The following is a 17,738-nucleotide window of genomic DNA, read 5'->3' as shown; positions in this document are numbered from 1 at the left end:
CGGGTAATCCGGAACGGGATGGACGTTTGCGTAGCTGGCTGTTGTGCCGGAATGAATGGGACGCGAATTGCATTCGGCGGGGCCGCTGCGCTCCCTCTCCCGCTTGCGGGGGAGGGCTGGGGTGGGGGTCTCTCCGCGATTCACGCTGTCCGACCGTGGGGAGATAGCCCCCACCCGGCGCTTACGCGCCGACCTCCCCCGCAAGCGGGAGAGGTAAAGTGAACCAAATAGCATCGCGCTCTAACGGATGAACCGTGCTTGAGTTGATCGTGATTTCTACGCTCAATGGCGTCCTGTTCGGGATGCTGTTGTTCCTTTTGTCCAGCGGCCTGACCGTGATCTTCAGCATGATGGGCGTGCTCAATTTCGCCCATGCCAGTTTCTACATGCTGGGCGCGTTCTTCGGCTATCAGCTCACGAAGTGGATCGGGTTCTGGCCTGCACTGGTGATGGCGCCATTGCTTGTGGGTGCGGTCGGCATGGCGGTCGAGCGTTACGGGCTGCGCAACACCCACAAGCACGGACATGTCGCGGAATTGCTTTTGACATTCGGGCTTGCTTTCGCCATCGAGGAAATCGTCTCGATGATCTGGGGCAAGAGCCCGGTGGATTATCGGGTGCCGGCGGTGCTGGACTTTCCGGCCTTCACCATTTTCTCCACCAACTATCCTGCCTACAAGATTTTCATGCTGGCGATCTCGGTGCTGATCTTCGTCGCGCTCTTGATTGCGCTCAAGCGCACCCGGGTCGGACTCATCGTGCAGGCGGCGCTGACGCACCCCCACATGGTCGGGCATCTCGGCCATAATGTCGGGCAGGTGTTCATGCTGGTGTTTGGTGTCGGCAGCGCGCTTGCCGGCCTCGCCGGCGTCATCGCCGGTCCGGCGCTGGTGACGCAGTCCGACATGGCCGCTCTTCTTGGCCCGATCCTGTTCGTCGTCATCGTCTTCGGCGGGCTGGGCTCGTTGCCCGGCGCATTCATCGCCTCGCTCTTCATCGGGCTGGTGCAGACCTTTGCGGTGGCGCTGAACGGCTCGCTCGCCAGCACGTTCGGGCCGCTGGATCCGGGCATCGGGCCCTCGGTGCTCACCGATATCTGGAATGTCACGATCGCCCAGATCGCGCCGGTTCTGCCCTATGTGCTGCTGGTGTTCATCCTGATCGTCCGTCCCATGGGCCTTCTCGGGACGCGCGAAACATGACCGGCACCGTCACTTCCGCGCCTGATATCGCTGTGACGCCATCCGGCCAGAACCTGCGCTTCTATGGCCTGTGGGTGATTGCAGCGATCGCGCTCGTCGCATTGCCCTTGATCTTCTCCTCCGGCGGTTCGCTCACCTCCTTCAGCCTGATCGGCATCGCGATCATCTTCGCGCTGTCCTACAACATTCTCCTTGGCGAGACCGGACTGTTGTCGTTCGGCCATGCGGTTCACTACGGCCTCGGCGGCTTTGCCGCCGTGCATGTCATGAACGCGGTCACGGCGCACGGATGGCCGATCCCGCTGCCCCTGATTCCGCTGATCGGCGGCATCGGCGGCCTCGGTTTCGCGCTCCTGATCGGCTGGGTGATGACCCGGCGCGCCGGCACGGTGTTCGCGATGATTTCGCTCGGCATCGGCGAACTGGTCGCATCCTCGTCGCTGATCCTGCGCAGCGTGTTCGGCGGCGAGTCCGGGATCAGCACCGATCGCACGGCGCTGCCGCACATCTTCGGCTGGACCTTCGGGCCGCAAATCCAGGTCTATTATCTGATCGCATTCTGGGTGCTGGTCTCGGCGATAGCGATGTACGCACTCACCCGCACGCCGCTGGGGCGCATCTGCAACGCGGTCCGCGACAATCCCGGGCGGGTCGAGTTCATCGGCTACGATCCCCACGTCGTCCGCTATCTCGCCTACTGCTTTGCCGGCTTCTTTGCCGGCATCGCGGGCGGCCTGGCCGCGATCAATTTCGAGATAGCGAACTCCGCCTATCTCGGCGCGGTGCAGTCCGGCATGGTGCTGTTCGCGACCTTTATCGGCGGCGCTTCCTATTTCTTCGGTCCGATCCTGGGCGCTATCCTCGTGACCTATCTGCAGCTCGGGCTCACCAGCCTGACCAGCGTGTGGCAGCTTTATTTCGGCATCATCTTCATCGGCATCGTGATGTTCGCGCCGGGCGGCATCGCCGGCCTTTTGATGATGCACCGGCCGCTGATCCGCGCCAGGACCCTTGGCATGGTGATCCCGTCCTATCTGGTCGCGGCGCTCCCGACGCTGGCGCTGGCCTGCGGCGTCATTCTTGTCATCGAGACGGTGGCCCGCTACGCCGCGAGCGGGGGCGAGGGCAACATCGTCAAGCTGCTCGGCATCCCCTTCAACACGACCGCGCCTGCGACCTGGGGCATAGCGGCCGTCCTGGTGGTCGGCGGCTTCATTGTCGCCCGCATCACCTGGCGGCGCATCGCTGATGCCTGGGATCGCGCCGCCGGCATCGCCCGTGACCGGGGGTATCTCGCGTGACACCAGCCATCGAAGTTCGTGCCGTCGAAAAGCGCTTCGGCAATGTGAGCATCATCCAGGACCTCAATTTGAGCGTCGCACAGGGCGAGCGCCACGCCATCATCGGTCCCAACGGGGCCGGCAAGTCCACGACATTCAACCTGATCAGCGGCTATCTCAGCCCGAGTTCGGGTGAGATCCGGCTGAATGGCGACGTGATCTCGGGATTGCGGCCGTTCGAGATCAACCGACGCGGCCTGTCGCGTTCGTTCCAGGTGACCAACGTCTTCGCCCGCATGACGGTGTGGGAGAACGTCCGCTGCGCCGTGCTTTGGGCCACCGGCCACCGCTACGCGTTCTGGAAGAACGTGGACGACCTGCCGGAGGTACGGCGACGCACCGCCGAGATCCTGGAAGACATTCACTTAAGCCACCGCCGTGACGTGCCGGCGGGACTTCTCACCTATGCCGAACAACGCGAACTCGAGATCGGCATCACCATCGCAGGCGGCGCCAACGTCATCATGCTGGACGAGCCGACCGCGGGCATGAGCCACGCGGAGACCGAACGCGCCGTCGCCCTGATCCGCCGCCTCACCGAGGGGCGCACGCTCGTGATCGTCGAGCACGACATGAGCGTGGTGTTCGGCCTTGCCGACCGCATCTCGGTGTTGGTCTACGGCCGCATCATCGCCTCCGGCACGCCCGAGGAGATCCGGGGCAACCCGAAGGTCAAGGAAGCCTATCTCGGCGAAGAGGCGCACTGATGCTCGAGGTCAGGGATCTGCACGCTTATTACGGCAAGAGCCACATCCTCCAGGGTGTCGATCTCGACATCGCGGCCGGGGAGGTGGTGAGCCTGCTTGGTCGCAACGGCGTCGGCCGCTCCACCACCGTCAAGGCGATCATGGGCGAGGTGCCGCCGCAGGGCGCCATCCGCTTCAAGGGGCAGGAGATCGCCGGGCTGCCGAGCTACAGGATCGCGCGCCTGGGGCTCGGCTATGTCCCGGAGCATCGCGACATCTTCCCCGGCCTCACGGTCCGTCAGAATCTCCTGCTCGGCATCAAGAACACGCGCCGGCCCGGCAAATGGCGGCTGCAGGACATGCTCGACATGTTCCCCAACCTTGCGGCGCGCGCCGATACGCCCGCGGGTGTCCTGTCCGGCGGTGAAAAGCAGATGCTGACCACCTGCCGGACGCTGATGGGAGACCCCGAGCTCATCATGATCGATGAGCCCACGGAAGGACTGGCGCCGCTGATCGTGCAGCAGGTGGGCGACCTGATCGCGCATATCGCCAAGGCAGGCGTTGCGATCCTGCTGGTCGAGCAGAAGCTGTCCATCGCGCTCAGGATTTCGCATCGGGTCTACATCATGGGCCACGGCCGCATCGTGTTCGAAGGCACGCCCGACGATCTCAGGGCCAACGAAGCCGTTCGCAAGGAATGGCTCGAAGTGTAGGGACCCGATGAGGTTCCCAGGTGTGTCATATGTGCCGCACTGTGGACCTATTCCTCGAACGAGTCCTATCTGCCGCACTGTGGTCGCATTCCGACGTTCATGGTCGGAGGGAGCACAGGTTATCGCCTTGTTCCTTCTAAGTTGGGGAGAAAGTACCGTGAAGAAAATCGTGATTGCAGTGGGCGCAACGCTTGCCATGGTGACTGTCGCCAGCGCGGCCGATCTCCCGCGCCGAGAGCCCGTGCCCGCCTATCCGGCGGCTCCCGTCGGCAAGATGCCGATTGGCAAGACCCCGGTCGGGAAGACCCCCGTCGGCAAGACGCCTGTCGTAGCGCCGCGCTACTGATGCGATACTGATTCGGCATTCGTCGAATCCCGGACTTTATCGTCGACAGTGAAGGGGGCAAAGCGTGGCAAACAGCCTGACGAGATCAGGGCGATGCTTGCTTGCGGCATTGACACTTGCTGTTTTGCTCCCGGCCAATGTCCAATCGGTTTCTGCTCAGGAGGCTGACGCTCGCGCCGGTTCGGAACGTGTCATTTCCCAGAAACGGGAGATCTACAAGCGCACCGCCAATGCGAATGCGCTTGTTTCCAGTGACGCGGCCATCGAATCACAGCCGGCTCGAAAGTCGACGTCGAGATCCGCGAAGGGTCCGTACTACGTTGATTTCAGGGCAAGAACAGCGGCGAGCTGGGGACACGCTTTCGTCTGGTACGGGAAGACAAGCGAGCGAGCGGTTGATGTCGCGGGTCTTACCCCTGCGGGAGACACCTTGGCCTATGTAATCGGTCATCTGACGGTGGTGCCGTCCGAGACCGGGGCAAGCTATGGCGATCTTGATCCGGACTACCTGACCGCGAGTTACCGGGTTTACTTGAATGAGGCGGACGCAAAACGGGTTTTCGCCTACATCAAGAAACTGCAGGCGAATTCACCGGTCTGGAACGCCGAGACATTCAATTGCACCGGCTTTATCGGTGACATCGCCAGTTTCATGGGATTGAAAGTTCCGCACCGCTGGCAGCGTCCTGAGGAGTACGTGAACAATCTCAAGGCGATGAATGGCGGACGCCAGATCGTGCGTCTGCAGCCAGAACAATAGCGCATGTTCGGCGCTGGCCTCTAAAGGATGAGCCTTCGCGGCGCATCAATCCAGAGACGCCCTCACCAATTTCAGCTTCGAGAAACCGGCCGCTGACAGCTTTCAGGCGGCGGCTCGGTTTTTGATCGCGCCGACAATGGCCGTGAGGATCGCGCCACCTGCGCCGCCACCGATCACCTGGGTAATGATCGACCCAATGTCGAAATTCCCGCTCTGGATCGATGTGGCGACTGCCGGCCACGCCAGAGTGATGATCTGACCAAGAACACCTCCGCCGACGAGGCCGGCGATCGTGTTGCCCAGCGTGCCCAAATCAAAGTTCTGAGACGACTTTCCCACCGCGTTTCCACCGATGGCACCCGCTACCAGATTGATAAGAATCTGCTCCATCAGAAGCCTCCTCTAAGGTGCGGAACGATTTTTTAGTTGTCTAGATGTGGCTAAACGGTCCGACCCCTGATTGCCCGCCACAGGAAGATGATGATGCAGGCGCCGACGAATCCGGCGACCAGGTAGCCGATCCATCCGCCGAGCACGATGCCAAACAGGCCGAGCAGCCAGTTGGCCAACGCTGCGCCAACGATACCAAGGATGATGTTCATCAGGATGCCGGTGCCGGACTTCATGAACATCTCGGCGAACCAGCCTGCGAAACCACCAATTATGATTGCAGCAATCCAGCCAATCTCCGCCTCGGGCATTGGGATACTCCCCGTGATTGTGACCCGATACTATCACAACGCCCCGCCGATTCGCTGGTACAAACGTGTGTGCGTTGCACAGGAGCCGTGCACGCTCCTGCCAACCGCTATGCTCCCGGTCTCGCTGTGGTCTTTCCGGAGGTTATCTGACGGGAAAAGAGAGCCACGGCCCCGCTCCGACCGACGTTCTTCCGGTGCGGAGCCGTCTTGCGACCAATAACGAACCTAGAACCTCGCCCGCGCCAGCACTCGGATCGTGCGACCCTGGCCTGGCGAGATGTTGTTGTTGCCGTCGGCGGTCGCCCAGTAGCCCGTGTTGAAGATGTTCTCGATATTGAGCTGGGCGCTCCATGTCTCGTCGATCTTTGCGAACAAGCCCGCATCAAAGCGCCAGAAGCCCGGCAGTCGCACGGTGTCGTCGGACGAGGCAAAGGAATCCGAGAAGTAGATGATGCCGAGAGAAGCCGCCCATCGCTGATCGATCTGATACTTGTTCCACCAGGCGAACTGATTGAACGGCACGAGCTGTACGCGGTTACCGGGCACGATCGTCGGCGAGGTCGCGCTGGTGACGCGCGCGTCGGTATAGGCGTAGCCGAAGGTCGTTTGCCAATCAGGCGTCACGTAACCCGTCATCGCAGTCTCGAAACCGCGGATCTGGTTGGCGCCGCTGGGGAAGAAGAAGCCCGGATTGTTGGGATCGGCAATCGGCACATTCGTACGATTGAGTTCATACAAAGCCGCCGTGAACAGCAGCTTGGGCTGGATGTTCCATTTGACCCCGACCTCGGTGCTCTCGAATTTCTGCGGCTGCAAGATCAGCGTCCCCGGGCTCAGCGCGCTGAACTGGTCGCCGGATGCGGGCAAGAAGGAGGTGCTGTAGGCCGTGTAGACGGAAAGGTTGTCGAGTGGCTTCACGATAACTGCGACGCGCGGAGAGACCTTCTCGTCGACCCTGCTGCGATTGATGCTGGTATTGAAATCGAACGCCGACAGGTCAAAGCTGTCGTAGCGGGCGCCGAGGAAGAATTGCAGCCAGCGGGTCGCCTCGATCTGGTCCTGCACATAGCCTGAGGCGATATTCAGCCGGTATTTGCTGTTGGCGTCGCTCGGAAGATGGGTGAACAGCACGGGTCCGAAATAGGTCGGGTTGAACGGATTGACGACATCGAACGCCCTGTTCCCGTTGGCGGGGAAGATGCCGGAGTCGCGCCTGGACAGGCCGGTCTCTCGACCGAATTCCGTGCCGAACGCGATCGTATGAAAGACCGGTCCCGTCGCCGTCTTGTACACGAAATCGGTTTGATTGAAGGCGTTCTCGCGGGGGGTATAGTTCTGGTACGCGTTGAGCGACACTTGCGTAAGATCCGGCGTCACCGCGCCGCCGCCGGGACCGCCGCCCGTGCCACCGGGAAAGACGTTGCGATAGCCACGGTTGTAGTCGGCGTAGAGCGTGGAGTTCTTTACGGTCAGCCCGTTGCCGAAATCATGCTCGATCACGGCGATGCCGGTCTGCACGTCGACCCTTGCCTGGTTGTAGATTGGGCTGCCGTAGAACGTCGTCAGATCGCCATTGGGCGCGAACGGTGCCGTCGGGTTGAAGCGCGTGGCGCCGCCCGGAATGCCGAGCGACGGGTTACCGCGATCCGCAAGGCGCTCATCGTGGTAGTATTCGTAGCTCAGCTTGATCTTTGTGTCGTCGGTCGGCTGCAGCGTCACGGTCGGATTGAAACCGTATCGCTCGAAGTGCCCATAGTCGCGAAACGTATTGCTGTTCTCGTAGAAGGTGTTCAGCCGCACCGCGACGTTCTCGTTCACGGCCTGTCCCGCATCGAGCGATACACGCCTGTCGTTGTAGGAGCCGGTCTGCGCCGTCGCTTGGTAAATCCTTGTGCCGTCCGCTTCCTTAAGCGTCCGGTTCACGAGACCGCCGCCGGCGCCACGTCCGAAGGTCAGCGCGCTCGGCCCTTTCAGCACCTCGACGCTCTGGGCGTTGTAGAGGTCGCGGAAATACTGCACGTCGTCGCGGAAGCCGTTCACATAAAAGTTCGCGCTGGAGTCCACGCCGCGAATGACAAGCTCGTCGCGGTTGCCTTCGCCCTGGTGGATGGCGACGCCAGGAACGTAGCGCGTCACATCAGTCAGAGTCTGAAAGCCCTGGTCCTGGATGAAATCCTTGGTCAGGACGCTGACGGACTGTGGGATGTCGATCAAAGGCGTGTTCGTCTTCGTGGCGACCGAGGTGCTGTTGGCATAGACGCCGACCGTGCCGGTGCGGGCATCCTGGGTTGGACCAAAAGCAGGCTTATCGCTTGAAACCGGTTCGTTCCGGCGCGCGACCTGTGTTCGCCGGCCTCGTCTCGCGTTCGAGGAAGTGCGCGCGGCCGGCGGCGCGGGCCGTCGCCGCGTCTCTGGTGGGTTGACTGTGACCGCAGGCAGAGAGGCTCCCCCCTGGCTCGGTGTTGTCTGCGCTTGTGCGTCTGCTTCTCCGATAGACAGACACAGCGCGACGTAGCTCGCCGAGGCAAACAGCCGAAGGTTCGCCCGTGATAATCTCATCATGTTTCTTAGTGCCCCAAGAACGTTGTTGGCCGCGGGCCTCATGGCGCGCGGCGACCAACACTTGAACACGATGAGGGCGGTACAATTCCACCCCCAAAATTTTGAATCGTTCGAATTTGCGCTGGCGAGCACGAGGAAAGGAAATAGCGTCGATTGGAATGATTCTAAAGGCGACGACAATGCGCTGTGCGGGGTTGAGGTACCTTTGGGCCGAGTACTGGTTGAGAAAAGCTGAGGATGAAATGGCGCGTCTCATCGCGTTGGCTGGCTTGCCCGGCGTTGGCAAGTCGAGCATTGCGCAGCATCTGGCGCGGCGCTGCGGAGCCATCTGGCTGCGGATCGACTCCATGGATCAGGCAATCTGGGCATCGGGTACAGCGCCGCGCGATCTCTTTGACTGGAGCTACCGAGCAGCCCAAGCAATCGCTGCCGATAATTTAGCCCTCGGCCTGGACGTAATAGCGGATTGTGTAAACGATTGTCAGGAGGCACGGGACGGTTGGGAGGCGGCAGCACAACGTACTGGAGCCGAGATCAAATGGCTCGAAGTGGTGTGTAGCGATCCCATCGAGCACCGCCGGAGAATTGAGACAAGATCAAGCGACATTGCGGGACTGGCCTTGCCCGACTGGAATGCGCTCGCCGTCCGCACCTACGATAAGTGGAATCGCGATCGCCTTGTTATCGACACGGCACATCGGAATTTGCAGGTGTGCGTAGATGAGGCTCTCGATCTGCTACGATGATAGTTGGTGCGCGACCTCGGCACCGGTCACGCTGACCAGTTCGAAAAGCAGGGCCATGGTGCAATCGGTCAGGACATCTGACGATTCTTCGCGGAGATGATGACTGACCTCCGCTACGCTCCATGCTACTGTACCGAGTGCTCGGATCGTGCGGTTATGCCTTGTGCAGACTCGTAAACCGATGATCGGGGCCGCAATCCCCTACATGCCTGGTCGGTTGAGGCGAAGTATCATTGGAGCGTGATGGCGTTGACGTTCAGCGCCGGCGCACAATTCGACATTATCAAGGAAACCATAGGCAGGTCGTCTCCAACTTCGCGGTGGTTCGCGACGAACGCTGAATCCGCCGCTCAATCCAAGGAGGAGAAAATGAAGTTCATTAATCTGAGCATAATCACCACATCCACCGCAGCAACAAGACTCGCCAAGACGACGGCTCTTGCTGCGGTGCTCATGTCCTTTGCACCTGCGGCTGTCGCGGGAGATCCGATCGAAAAGAAGGGGACTACCCCCTATGTGACGCATTTCATTTTTCGGCCATTGATGAGCATCGATATCGCCGAACTCGGGAAGGCGACTGCGCTCGAAGCGGTCGGTACCACTCAAAATATGAAGGGGGAGAAGATGCTGGACAAGATGTCAGCGCGTTGCGCGGCGCTGAACGTCTCGTCTGGTGACAAGAAATATATCGATGGCGCCTGCGTGCTGACCGACAGCGACGGCGACAAGATCTTCTCGACCTTCGACACCCGCGATCTCGATAAGTCTCAGCCGAAGATGGATTGCGGAACCCATATCATTACCGGCGGCACCGGGAAGTATAAGGGGATCACTGGGAGTGAGCCATTTGCTTGCATCGCGATGCCCGCGCTGGCCGGCCCGGGTGACTATTTTGCGATGGACATCCCGCACAACACGTCGTGGGAAATCAAATAGCGCGGACTTTGTCCCCGAGACGCCCGGGTGGCTAGGCCGGGTGTCAATCGCTGAACGAGAGCCCGGCACAACACGCCGGGCTCTTTTCTATTATGTCGCGTTGGGGCGAAGCGGACATCGAGTTTGGCCGGGCGCGCAACCCAGTTGGGGACATCGCGCTAGCTGGTCAGGAATTTCGTCGCGGCGCTGGGGCGCAGGAAGAAGCGGCCGTGCGAGGAGGCGGCGAGCGACATGATCGCGCGGCCCGTCATGTCCGGCCTGCCGCGCGCGGCCTCGCGCACGCTCGCCTCACCGGCGGCGCGCTCGCCCATCTCCATCAGGCAGATGCCGAGATTGGCACGCGTTGTCGCATCGTCCGGACGTAGCGCGAGCGCGCGGCGGAACACGTCGACGGCCGCGGCGTAGTCGCCGTCCAGCACCATCACGCGGGCGAGTTCGGCCAGCACGTCGTGACGCGCGGGCGCGGCGGTGGCTGCCTGCTGCAGCATCGCGCGCGCCTCGGCGCGCTTGTTGCGGCCGATATAGAGCGTCGCCAAACGAAGTTGCAGCTCGATGATTCCAGGCGCGAGCGAAAGCCCTTCTTCAAGGACGGCGATCGCCTCGTCGATCTTTCCGCCGGATGCGAGCTGGGTGCCATATTCGAGGAACGCCGGCGGGAAGGCGGGCCGTCGCGCGATCGCCTGGCGCAGGAGAGCGAGTGCGTCGTCGCGCCGGCCGGTGGCGGCGAACGCGGCGGCGAGCAGGGTCTCGGCTGCAGGGTCATCGCCGCGCCGCAAGGCCTTCTGCAACGGCGCAATCGCCTCGTCGAAGCGACTTTGCAGCATCAGTGCGCGGCCAAGCAGCGCCGCAGCCGCCACGTTGCCACGGTTCGCCTTGAACACCGCCGCTGCCAATCGCTCGGCCTCGTCCGGTCGCTGCATCTGCAGTGCCAACGCGGCGCGTTGCAACGTCTGGTCGGCGACGCCGGGTCGTTCAGGCTTTGAAGACAAGGGAGATGTTCGTTCGTTGCAATTATATCACAAGTGCCGCGCATGTCTTACACGCAAATGCGTTGTTATCAAACTGTTACATACGGACACCATGTTCCGCGCACCGCAAGTTTCAGGGGACTGGTGGTGAAAGTTGAGTTGTTGAACCATGCGAGCAGGCTCGCATTGGTTGTTGCTGCGTCGTCTATCGCGTTTGGCTCTGCCTTGGCTGCAAGCTTCAGTGTGCCGCCCGACGATCCGGCGACCGCGAAGACGGTCTCGAACAATGATGCCGGTTTCGTCGCGGATGGAAGCACGCTCTCGGTGATCGGGACGGCAATCACATGGACCACCGGGCTCGCTTCGCCGGGCGTGGTCATCACCAACGACGGCACGATTTCGGCGACCTCGCGCGGCATCGATACGTCGAACAGCGCGATCAGCGGCAATTTCACGCTGATCAACAACAGGGGGGCGCTGTTCACATCGTCCAATGATGCGTTCCGGATCCAGAGCGGTCTCACCAGCGGGACGGTCAAGGTCGACAATTTCGGCACGATCCAGTCGACCAACAACGGCCGCGTGTTCGACTTCAACTCGGTGACCTCGAATGCGGCGGTGTTCTCGATCACGAACGAAGCCGGCGGCACGCTCAAGGCGACCGGCAATGACGTGATGCGCATCGGCGCGGGCACCACTACGATCACCAATTCCGGATTGATCGACGCCTCTGCCCGGGCGATCCGCGCGAACACAAATCTCGACAACGTCACCTCGATCTCGATCGTCAACAATGCCGGTGCAACCATCCAGTCGGTTGACGATGCCATCCAGATCAACGGCTCCAACAGCACCAATTCGACCACGGCGGCGTCGATATCGATCGACAATGCCGGCACCATCAAGTCGGCGACCGGCCAGGCGCTCGACTTCGACAATCTGACCTCGACGGCGGCGACGGTCACGATCACCAATCGCGCGAGCGGTCTCATCACCGCCGACAATGCCGATGCGATGCGGCCGGGCCAGAATTTCACGGTCTACAATTACGGCCAGATCATCGCCAATTCGGAGCCGGAGCCCACGGACCGCCCCGGCTCCGATGGCATCGACCTGCAGACCGGTCATAGCGGCACCGTCTACAACTACGCCGGCGGCCTGATCTCGGGCGCCAAGAACGGCACCGCTGGCGACCTCGGCAGCAACATCACGGTCTACAACTACGCCGGCGCCACCATCATCGGCCGCGACGGCTCGGGCGTCGGATCCGGCGGCGATGCCACGGTGACCAACTACGGCACCATCACGGGCGCGATCGACACCACCTCGGCGCGCGGCGATGGCGACGGCATGGACATCGACGGCGTGCTCACGCTGCTCACGAACTACGGCACCATCCAGGGCACCGGCGCCAAGGGCGCGGACGACGGTCTGCGCTTCAACAACAGCGAAGGCATCACGGCCAGCGGCGGCACGATCCGCAACTATGGCACCATCTCCGGCGCGGGTGCGGGCATCGTGATCAACAACGATTCCAATCTGGATCATTCGCGCAGCGGCACGACGGCGCTCGACCTGATCAACTATGCCGGTGGCATGATTGTCGGCAACAGCAGCTATGCGATCCGCTCCGAGAACAAGACCGGCACCGCCGCCGGCGACAACGACACTGTCGTCAACTACGGCACGATTATCGGCAATGGCACGATCCCCGACCCGAGCGGCACGACGCTGCTGCAGGACGGCAATCCCGATCCGGGTTCGGTCGGCACGCTCGACGGCGTGACCTATACCGGGACCGGCGCGACCCGCTTCATTCGCGGCGACGGCGCGGCGATCCAGACCGGCGAGGGCGATGACGTCCTCTCCAACTACGGCGCCATCATCGGCAACTCCGGCCGCGCCATCAGCATGGAAGGCGGCAACGATACGCTCAATCTGTACGGCGGCTCCAGCATCGTCGGCCGGATCGACGGCGGCGTCGGCACCAACACCATCAACCTGTACGGCTCGGGCTCGGGCACGCTGTCGAACGTGATCAATTTCCAGGCGCTGAACGTGCAGGGCGGAAGGTGGACCATCACCGACGCGCAGACCTATCAGAACGGCACCGGCGTGTTCGCCGGCGCCACCTTGCTGGTGAACGGCGCGCTTGCCAGCGACGTGACGGTCAATAGTGGCGGCACGCTCGGCGGCATCGGCAGCGTCGCCAACACCGCGGTCAGCGGCGGCGTCCTCGCGCCGGGCACCACGACATCAGGCGCGCTCACGGTGCAGGGCAACCTCAGCTTCACGGCGGCCTCCATTTATCTGGTGCAGGTCGACGGCGCGGGCGCCGGTCGAACCAACGTCACCGGCACCGCGACGCTGGGTGGCGCGGCGGTGAACGTGTCCCTCCTCGGTGCGTCCCTGCAGAAGCACTACACAGTCCTCAACGCGGGCGGCGGCGTCAGTGGCACCTTCGCTTCATCCGTCACGACCAACCTGCCGTCGGTCAGCGCAGGCCTGAGCTATGACGCCAGGAACGTCTATCTCGACCTGGCGCTCAACTTCGCGCCCAGCTCCGGCCTCAATATCAATCAAGCCACGCTGGCGAACGTGCTGACCGGTTTCTTCAACAATAGCGGCAGCATCCCGGGAGCCTTCGGCGGCCTGACGCCGGCCGGCTTGACGCAGGCTTCCGGCGAGACCGCGACGGGTTCGCAGCAGACCACCTTCAACGCGATGAACATGTTCATGGGGATCATGACCGATCCGTTCAGCGCTGGACGCGGCGACAACGCATCGCCATCGCCGGGCGCTGCGCAGTTCGCCGATGACGCTACCGAGGGCGCGAACGCCTATGCCTCGGCGCGCAAGCCGCGATCGCGCGCCGAACGCGATGCCTATGCCGCCGTGCATCGGAAGGCGCTGCCGCCGGTTCAGACCCTGCAACGCTGGAGCGTCTGGGCGTCCGGCTTCGGCGGCTCGCAGACGACCGACGGCAACGCCGCGCTCGGATCGAACAACACCTCCAGCCGCATCTACGGCGCGGCTGTTGGCGCCGATTACCGGATCGCGCCGAACACGCTGGTAGGCTTCGCGCTCGCCGGTGGCGGCACCAACTTCTCGGTTGCCAATTCGCTCGGAAGCGGCCGCTCCGATCTGTTCCAGGCTGGCGTCTTCGCGCGTCACGACGTCGGCGCGGCCTATGTCCTGGGCGCGCTCGCCTATGGCTGGCAGGACATCACGACCGATCGCACCGTGATCGGGGCGGGCCTCGATCGATTGCACGCTGAGTTCAACGCCAATGCTTACTCGGGCCGTGTCGAAGGCGGCTATCGGCTGCTGACGCCATGGATCGGAGCAGTCACGCCCTATGCTGCCGCGCAGTTCACGACATTCGATCTGCCGGCCTATACGGAGCAGGTCGTGGCCGGTGTCGGTGCGTTCGCCTTGGCCTACGGCGCCAAGACCGTCACCGCGCCGCGCAGCGAATTGGGCGTACGGACTGACAAGTCGTTCGCGATACCGGATGCGGTCCTCACTCTGCGCGGCCGCTTTGCATGGGCGCACGATTTCAACACCGATCGCAATGTCGCCGCGACCTTCCAGGCACTCCCAGGTGCATCCTTTGTCGTTGGCGGCGCGGCTCCGGCGCACGATGCGGCGCTCTCCACGGTGTCCGCCGAAGTGAACTGGATGAACGGCTGGTCGACCGCCGCGACCTTCGAGGGCGAGTTCTCCGATGTCACGCGCTCCTACGCCGGCAAGGGCGTCGTGCGCTATAGCTGGTAGGCTTGGGCGACCTGGAATCACGACAGCGCCCGGCGGGAGAGCCACCGGGCGCAAGTCCAATCCAGGTTAGCAGGGAAAGCCTACAGCAGGCCAAGCACGATCGCGCCGACAAAGGCGAACGCAACATAGGCGGCGACGACGCTCAACCGGCTGACAAGAAGACTCATAGCCATCGGGAACGCTCCCAGCATTTGCGCCTGCCCGCACAGAGAGCCCCAATTTACCAAACCGTTCCCGGCCGAAAAAGCCAGCGATGCTGTCCGTCCCGCGCGAGGCGCCCCGGGCCGGCGCCCTTATGGTTAAAGATGTGTAAAAACAACGCGTTGAAGAGTCCTTAAATAAATTCGCCGAACCTGCCGCGCATGACGCGTGGAGTTCGTTTGTATCTCGTCGGCTCCGTCGTCCTCGTTTCGCTGGCGGGTTGCGGTCGCGGTTTCTTCCAGGCCGAGCGTGAACCCTGGCGGGCCGAGGCCGAAGTCGCCTGCCTGAAATCCGGCGCGGTGAAGGAAGGGCCGGACCTCGTGCGCATCGACCCGATCTCGGGTCCCGGCGCGTGCGGTGCGCAATTCCCGCTCAAAGTCGCAGCACTCGGTGAGAGCAGCGGCGCGTTCGGGTTCGCGGATGATTTGCGCCCGCCGGCCGATATCGGCTCGAGCCGCAGCCAGCCGCGCTGGCCGATCGCACCGCAACGGGCGCCGCAGCAGGCGCCTTATTATTCGAACTCGACCCCAAGCCAGCCGAGCTACGGCGCGCCGTCGAACGGGCCGATCTCGCTGAACGCCCCGGGCGTCGCGCCGCAGCAGGACGAGATCGATTTGCCGGCGGAGGGCACGCCGGAGCCGCCGGGCGGTCCGACCTATGGCGCGCCGCAGGGCTATCCGCAGCGCGACCGCTCATCCGCACCTTATTCGCCAGCGCCTTATTCACCGTCGCAGGGCGCCGCCGCGCCGCTGCCGCGGCTCGGCCCCGAGCGCGGCAATCCCGTCACCGCGGTCGGCCCGGTCGCACTGAAGCCGACCGCGACGCTCGCCTGTCCGATCGTCTCCGCGCTCGACCGCTGGCTCGCGGATTCCGTGCAGCCGGCGGCCACGCGCTGGTTCGGCGCGCGCGTGGTCGAGATCAAGCAGATCTCCGCCTATTCCTGCCGCGGCATGAACGGCAATCCGAGCGCGCATATTTCCGAGCATGCCTTCGGCAATGCGCTCGACATCGCCGGCTTCACGCTCGCCGACGGCCGCCGCATCTCGGTGAAGGATGGCTGGCGGGGCCTGCCGGAAGAGCAGGGATTTTTGCGCGACATCCAGGGCGCGGCCTGCCAGCAGTTCAACACCGTGCTGGCGCCGGGCTCCAACCGCTTTCACTACGATCACATTCACGTTGACCTGATGCGCCGCGCCAGCCGCCGCGTCGTCTGCGAACCCGCCGCCGTCTCCGGCGAGGAGATCGCCGCCCGCGCCAATTCCCGCAACCCCTACGCCTCGCGCGACCCCAATGTCACGGGCTCGCTCGGCGGCAAGAAGTCCTCCTGGTTCAGCCGCAAGGCCAAGGTCAACGAAGAAGACGAATTCACCGACGAGTAGCGGCCAGCATCCGCGATGGATGCTGCGCTCCCTCTCCCGCTTGCGGGCAGGGCTATCGCATTTGGCCGAGCATGCTGAGAAGGAAGGCATGGTCCCAGCCGGAGCGCTTGATTTTGCGCCGGATCGAGGCGCGGTCGGGGTGAGTTCGCAGGATGTTGAGGGCGAGCCTGCGCAAGATGGCGAGGTTCTCGGGAGCATTGTCCTTTCGGGCGCGATTGCCATCCTCGGCGAAGTGAACGTCGAGCACCCAATGGAGCTGGTTCTCGATGCCCCAATGACTGCGAGTAACGTGTAGCAGCCGCTTGGGGGAGATGTATTTGGACAAGAGATAGTAGCGCAGGACCGGCGTATCGGCCGGCTTGCCGCGCAGGCGCCTGCGCGAGGTGACGCGCCCCACCGCAACAACGCCAGGAAACCCGTGGTACGCCGCCAGACGGGTATTGCGCATGACGGTGGCACGCCGCGCTTCGCGCCGATCGTGACTGGAGAGTTCGATCTGTGCGGCGCTGCTGCGGTTGCCCGATCGCGCAAACTGCTGCGTAACCGCCTTGAACAAGGGGCCACGGTTGGCCTTGACCACAAGTGCATAATCGCCGCCCCGTCGCAGCACCGCACTGGCAAAGGCGCGGGTGCAATGCAGCGCATCGGCGGTGACGATACAGCCCTCCAGGCTGAGAAGCTCCAGCACCTCCAAGGCGCCTGCGGTCTCGTTGCGGCCGTGCGCTTTTTGTTGAGCCAAAGCCATGCGGGCTTCCACCGCGAAGACATTGACCAGGTGCAGCGGCGTGGCTTTCTGGCCGCGCTCGTAGGCGCCGCGCAACGCCTTGCCATCCACGGCCACCACTCCTGTGAGCTTGACCCCGTTGGCCTTGGTAAAGGCCGCCATGAAGCGACGGAATGTCTTCTCGAAGGCCTCCGGCTCGAGCAGGCGGAACACGCGGCTGAACGTATCGTGGCTCGGCACGCCATGCTCCAGGCGAAGGAACAGTCGCAACAGCTCCTCCTTCGCCTCTCCGAAGTCCGCCATGTCCGAGCACGATTCCGCCCCGCACAGCGTTGCCGCCAGCGCGATGACCAACACCTCCAGAAGATCGTGCCTGGCATTGGCCGCGCGCGGGTCCGACAGCCGACCAAACGCCTTCTTGAATTTGTGCATCCGACCCCCTCCATGATTCGGGAGTCGTCTTCAGAATCCGGCTTGCTTTCCAATGCAATAGGCACGGAAAAATCAAATGCGATTCCCCTGCGCTTGCGGGGGAGGGCCGGGGTGGGGGTATCTCCGCGATTCACACTGTCCAAGCGTGGGGAGAGAGCCCCCACCCGGCGCTTACGCGCCGACCTCCCGCGCAAGCGGGAGAGGTGAAGTAACCGCCGGGCTCATCTCGCCACCAATCATCCGATGTTAAACATCGGATGAT

The 17,738-nt window shown here is 63.0% G+C and carries 15 protein-coding genes; 10 read left to right on the top strand and 5 right to left on the bottom strand.

All coding sequences use genetic code 11. The features are described 5' to 3' along the window. The first annotated feature begins 254 nt into the window (after positions 1-254). From ACVJGD_RS18275 to ACVJGD_RS18250, 6 genes are all read left to right on the top strand, one after another. Complete coding sequence (locus ACVJGD_RS18275; RefSeq protein ID WP_456635652.1) at positions 255-1,202, top strand: branched-chain amino acid ABC transporter permease; 948 nt, start codon at positions 255-257, stop codon at positions 1,200-1,202. Continuing rightward, entirely contained in the window at positions 1,199-2,503 is a 1,305-nt protein-coding gene (locus ACVJGD_RS18270) for a branched-chain amino acid ABC transporter permease (protein ID WP_456635651.1), read from the top strand. Before ACVJGD_RS18275 ends, ACVJGD_RS18270 begins: the two co-directional genes overlap by 4 nt. After that, positions 2,500-3,249: an ABC transporter ATP-binding protein gene (locus ACVJGD_RS18265; RefSeq protein WP_456635650.1), complete on the top strand. Its 750-nt coding sequence runs from the start codon at positions 2,500-2,502 to the stop codon at positions 3,247-3,249. Before ACVJGD_RS18270 ends, ACVJGD_RS18265 begins: the two co-directional genes overlap by 4 nt. Next, on the top strand, positions 3,249-3,944 hold the full coding sequence (locus ACVJGD_RS18260; protein WP_456635649.1) for an ABC transporter ATP-binding protein: 696 nt from the start codon (positions 3,249-3,251) through the stop codon (positions 3,942-3,944). The genes ACVJGD_RS18265 and ACVJGD_RS18260 overlap by 1 nt, the downstream gene beginning before the upstream one ends. 157 nt (positions 3,945-4,101) lie before the next feature. Then, positions 4,102-4,290 carry a hypothetical protein gene (locus ACVJGD_RS18255; RefSeq protein ID WP_456635648.1) on the top strand — a complete coding sequence of 63 codons (189 nt, stop codon included), beginning with the start codon at positions 4,102-4,104 and terminating at the stop codon, positions 4,288-4,290. Positions 4,291-4,354: 64 nt separating this feature from the next. Beyond that, a complete protein-coding gene (locus ACVJGD_RS18250; RefSeq protein ID WP_456635647.1) occupies positions 4,355-5,050 on the top strand; it encodes a hypothetical protein in 696 nt (231 codons plus the stop codon). Positions 5,051-5,152: 102 nt separating this feature from the next. Here ACVJGD_RS18250 and ACVJGD_RS18245 read toward each other — a convergent pair whose 3' ends face one another. The 3 genes from ACVJGD_RS18245 to ACVJGD_RS18235 all read right to left on the bottom strand — a co-directional run bounded on the left by ACVJGD_RS18245 (position 5,153) and on the right by ACVJGD_RS18235 (position 7,965). Beyond that, the gene (locus tag ACVJGD_RS18245) at positions 5,153-5,440 is read right to left on the bottom strand and encodes a hypothetical protein (RefSeq protein ID WP_456635646.1); all 288 of its coding nucleotides are present in this window, start codon (positions 5,438-5,440) and stop codon (positions 5,153-5,155) included. Positions 5,441-5,490: 50 nt separating this feature from the next. Then, on the bottom strand, positions 5,491-5,751 hold the full coding sequence (locus ACVJGD_RS18240; protein WP_456635645.1) for a GlsB/YeaQ/YmgE family stress response membrane protein: 261 nt from the start codon (positions 5,749-5,751) through the stop codon (positions 5,491-5,493). A 225-nt stretch (positions 5,752-5,976) separates the two neighbouring features. Beyond that, complete coding sequence (locus ACVJGD_RS18235) at positions 5,977-7,965, bottom strand: TonB-dependent receptor (RefSeq protein ID WP_456635644.1); 1,989 nt, start codon at positions 7,963-7,965, stop codon at positions 5,977-5,979. Between the two features lie 590 nt (positions 7,966-8,555). Between ACVJGD_RS18235 and ACVJGD_RS18230 the strand changes: the two genes are divergently transcribed. Continuing rightward, complete coding sequence (locus ACVJGD_RS18230; RefSeq protein ID WP_456635643.1) at positions 8,556-9,059, top strand: AAA family ATPase; 504 nt, start codon at positions 8,556-8,558, stop codon at positions 9,057-9,059. Positions 9,060-9,302: 243 nt separating this feature from the next. Next, positions 9,303-9,995, top strand: coding sequence for a hypothetical protein (locus tag ACVJGD_RS18225; protein ID WP_456635642.1), 693 nt, complete (start codon positions 9,303-9,305; stop codon positions 9,993-9,995). A 158-nt stretch (positions 9,996-10,153) separates the two neighbouring features. Here the strand turns inward: ACVJGD_RS18225 and ACVJGD_RS18220 are convergent, their stop codons facing one another. Continuing rightward, positions 10,154-10,984, bottom strand: a complete 831-nt coding sequence (locus tag ACVJGD_RS18220; protein ID WP_456635641.1) for a tetratricopeptide repeat protein — start codon at positions 10,982-10,984, stop codon at positions 10,154-10,156. A gap of 204 nt (positions 10,985-11,188) precedes the next feature. On the opposite strand from ACVJGD_RS18220, the gene ACVJGD_RS18215 reads away from it, so the two are divergent. Beyond that, entirely contained in the window at positions 11,189-14,740 is a 3,552-nt protein-coding gene (locus ACVJGD_RS18215) for an autotransporter domain-containing protein (RefSeq protein WP_456635640.1), read from the top strand. 362 nt (positions 14,741-15,102) lie between these two features. Then, positions 15,103-16,320: an extensin-like domain-containing protein gene (locus tag ACVJGD_RS18210; protein WP_456635639.1), complete on the top strand. Its 1,218-nt coding sequence runs from the start codon at positions 15,103-15,105 to the stop codon at positions 16,318-16,320. Between the two features lie 52 nt (positions 16,321-16,372). Here the strand turns inward: ACVJGD_RS18210 and ACVJGD_RS18205 are convergent, their stop codons facing one another. Continuing rightward, positions 16,373-17,476: an ISAs1 family transposase gene (locus tag ACVJGD_RS18205; protein ID WP_456635638.1), complete on the bottom strand. Its 1,104-nt coding sequence runs from the start codon at positions 17,474-17,476 to the stop codon at positions 16,373-16,375. Positions 17,477-17,738 lie beyond the last annotated feature (262 nt).

The sequence above is a fragment of the Bradyrhizobium sp. USDA 10063 genome (assembly GCF_054063735.1).
Note: the sequence above shows the minus strand (reverse complement) of the source record. Positions and strands in the feature narration are given on the sequence as shown.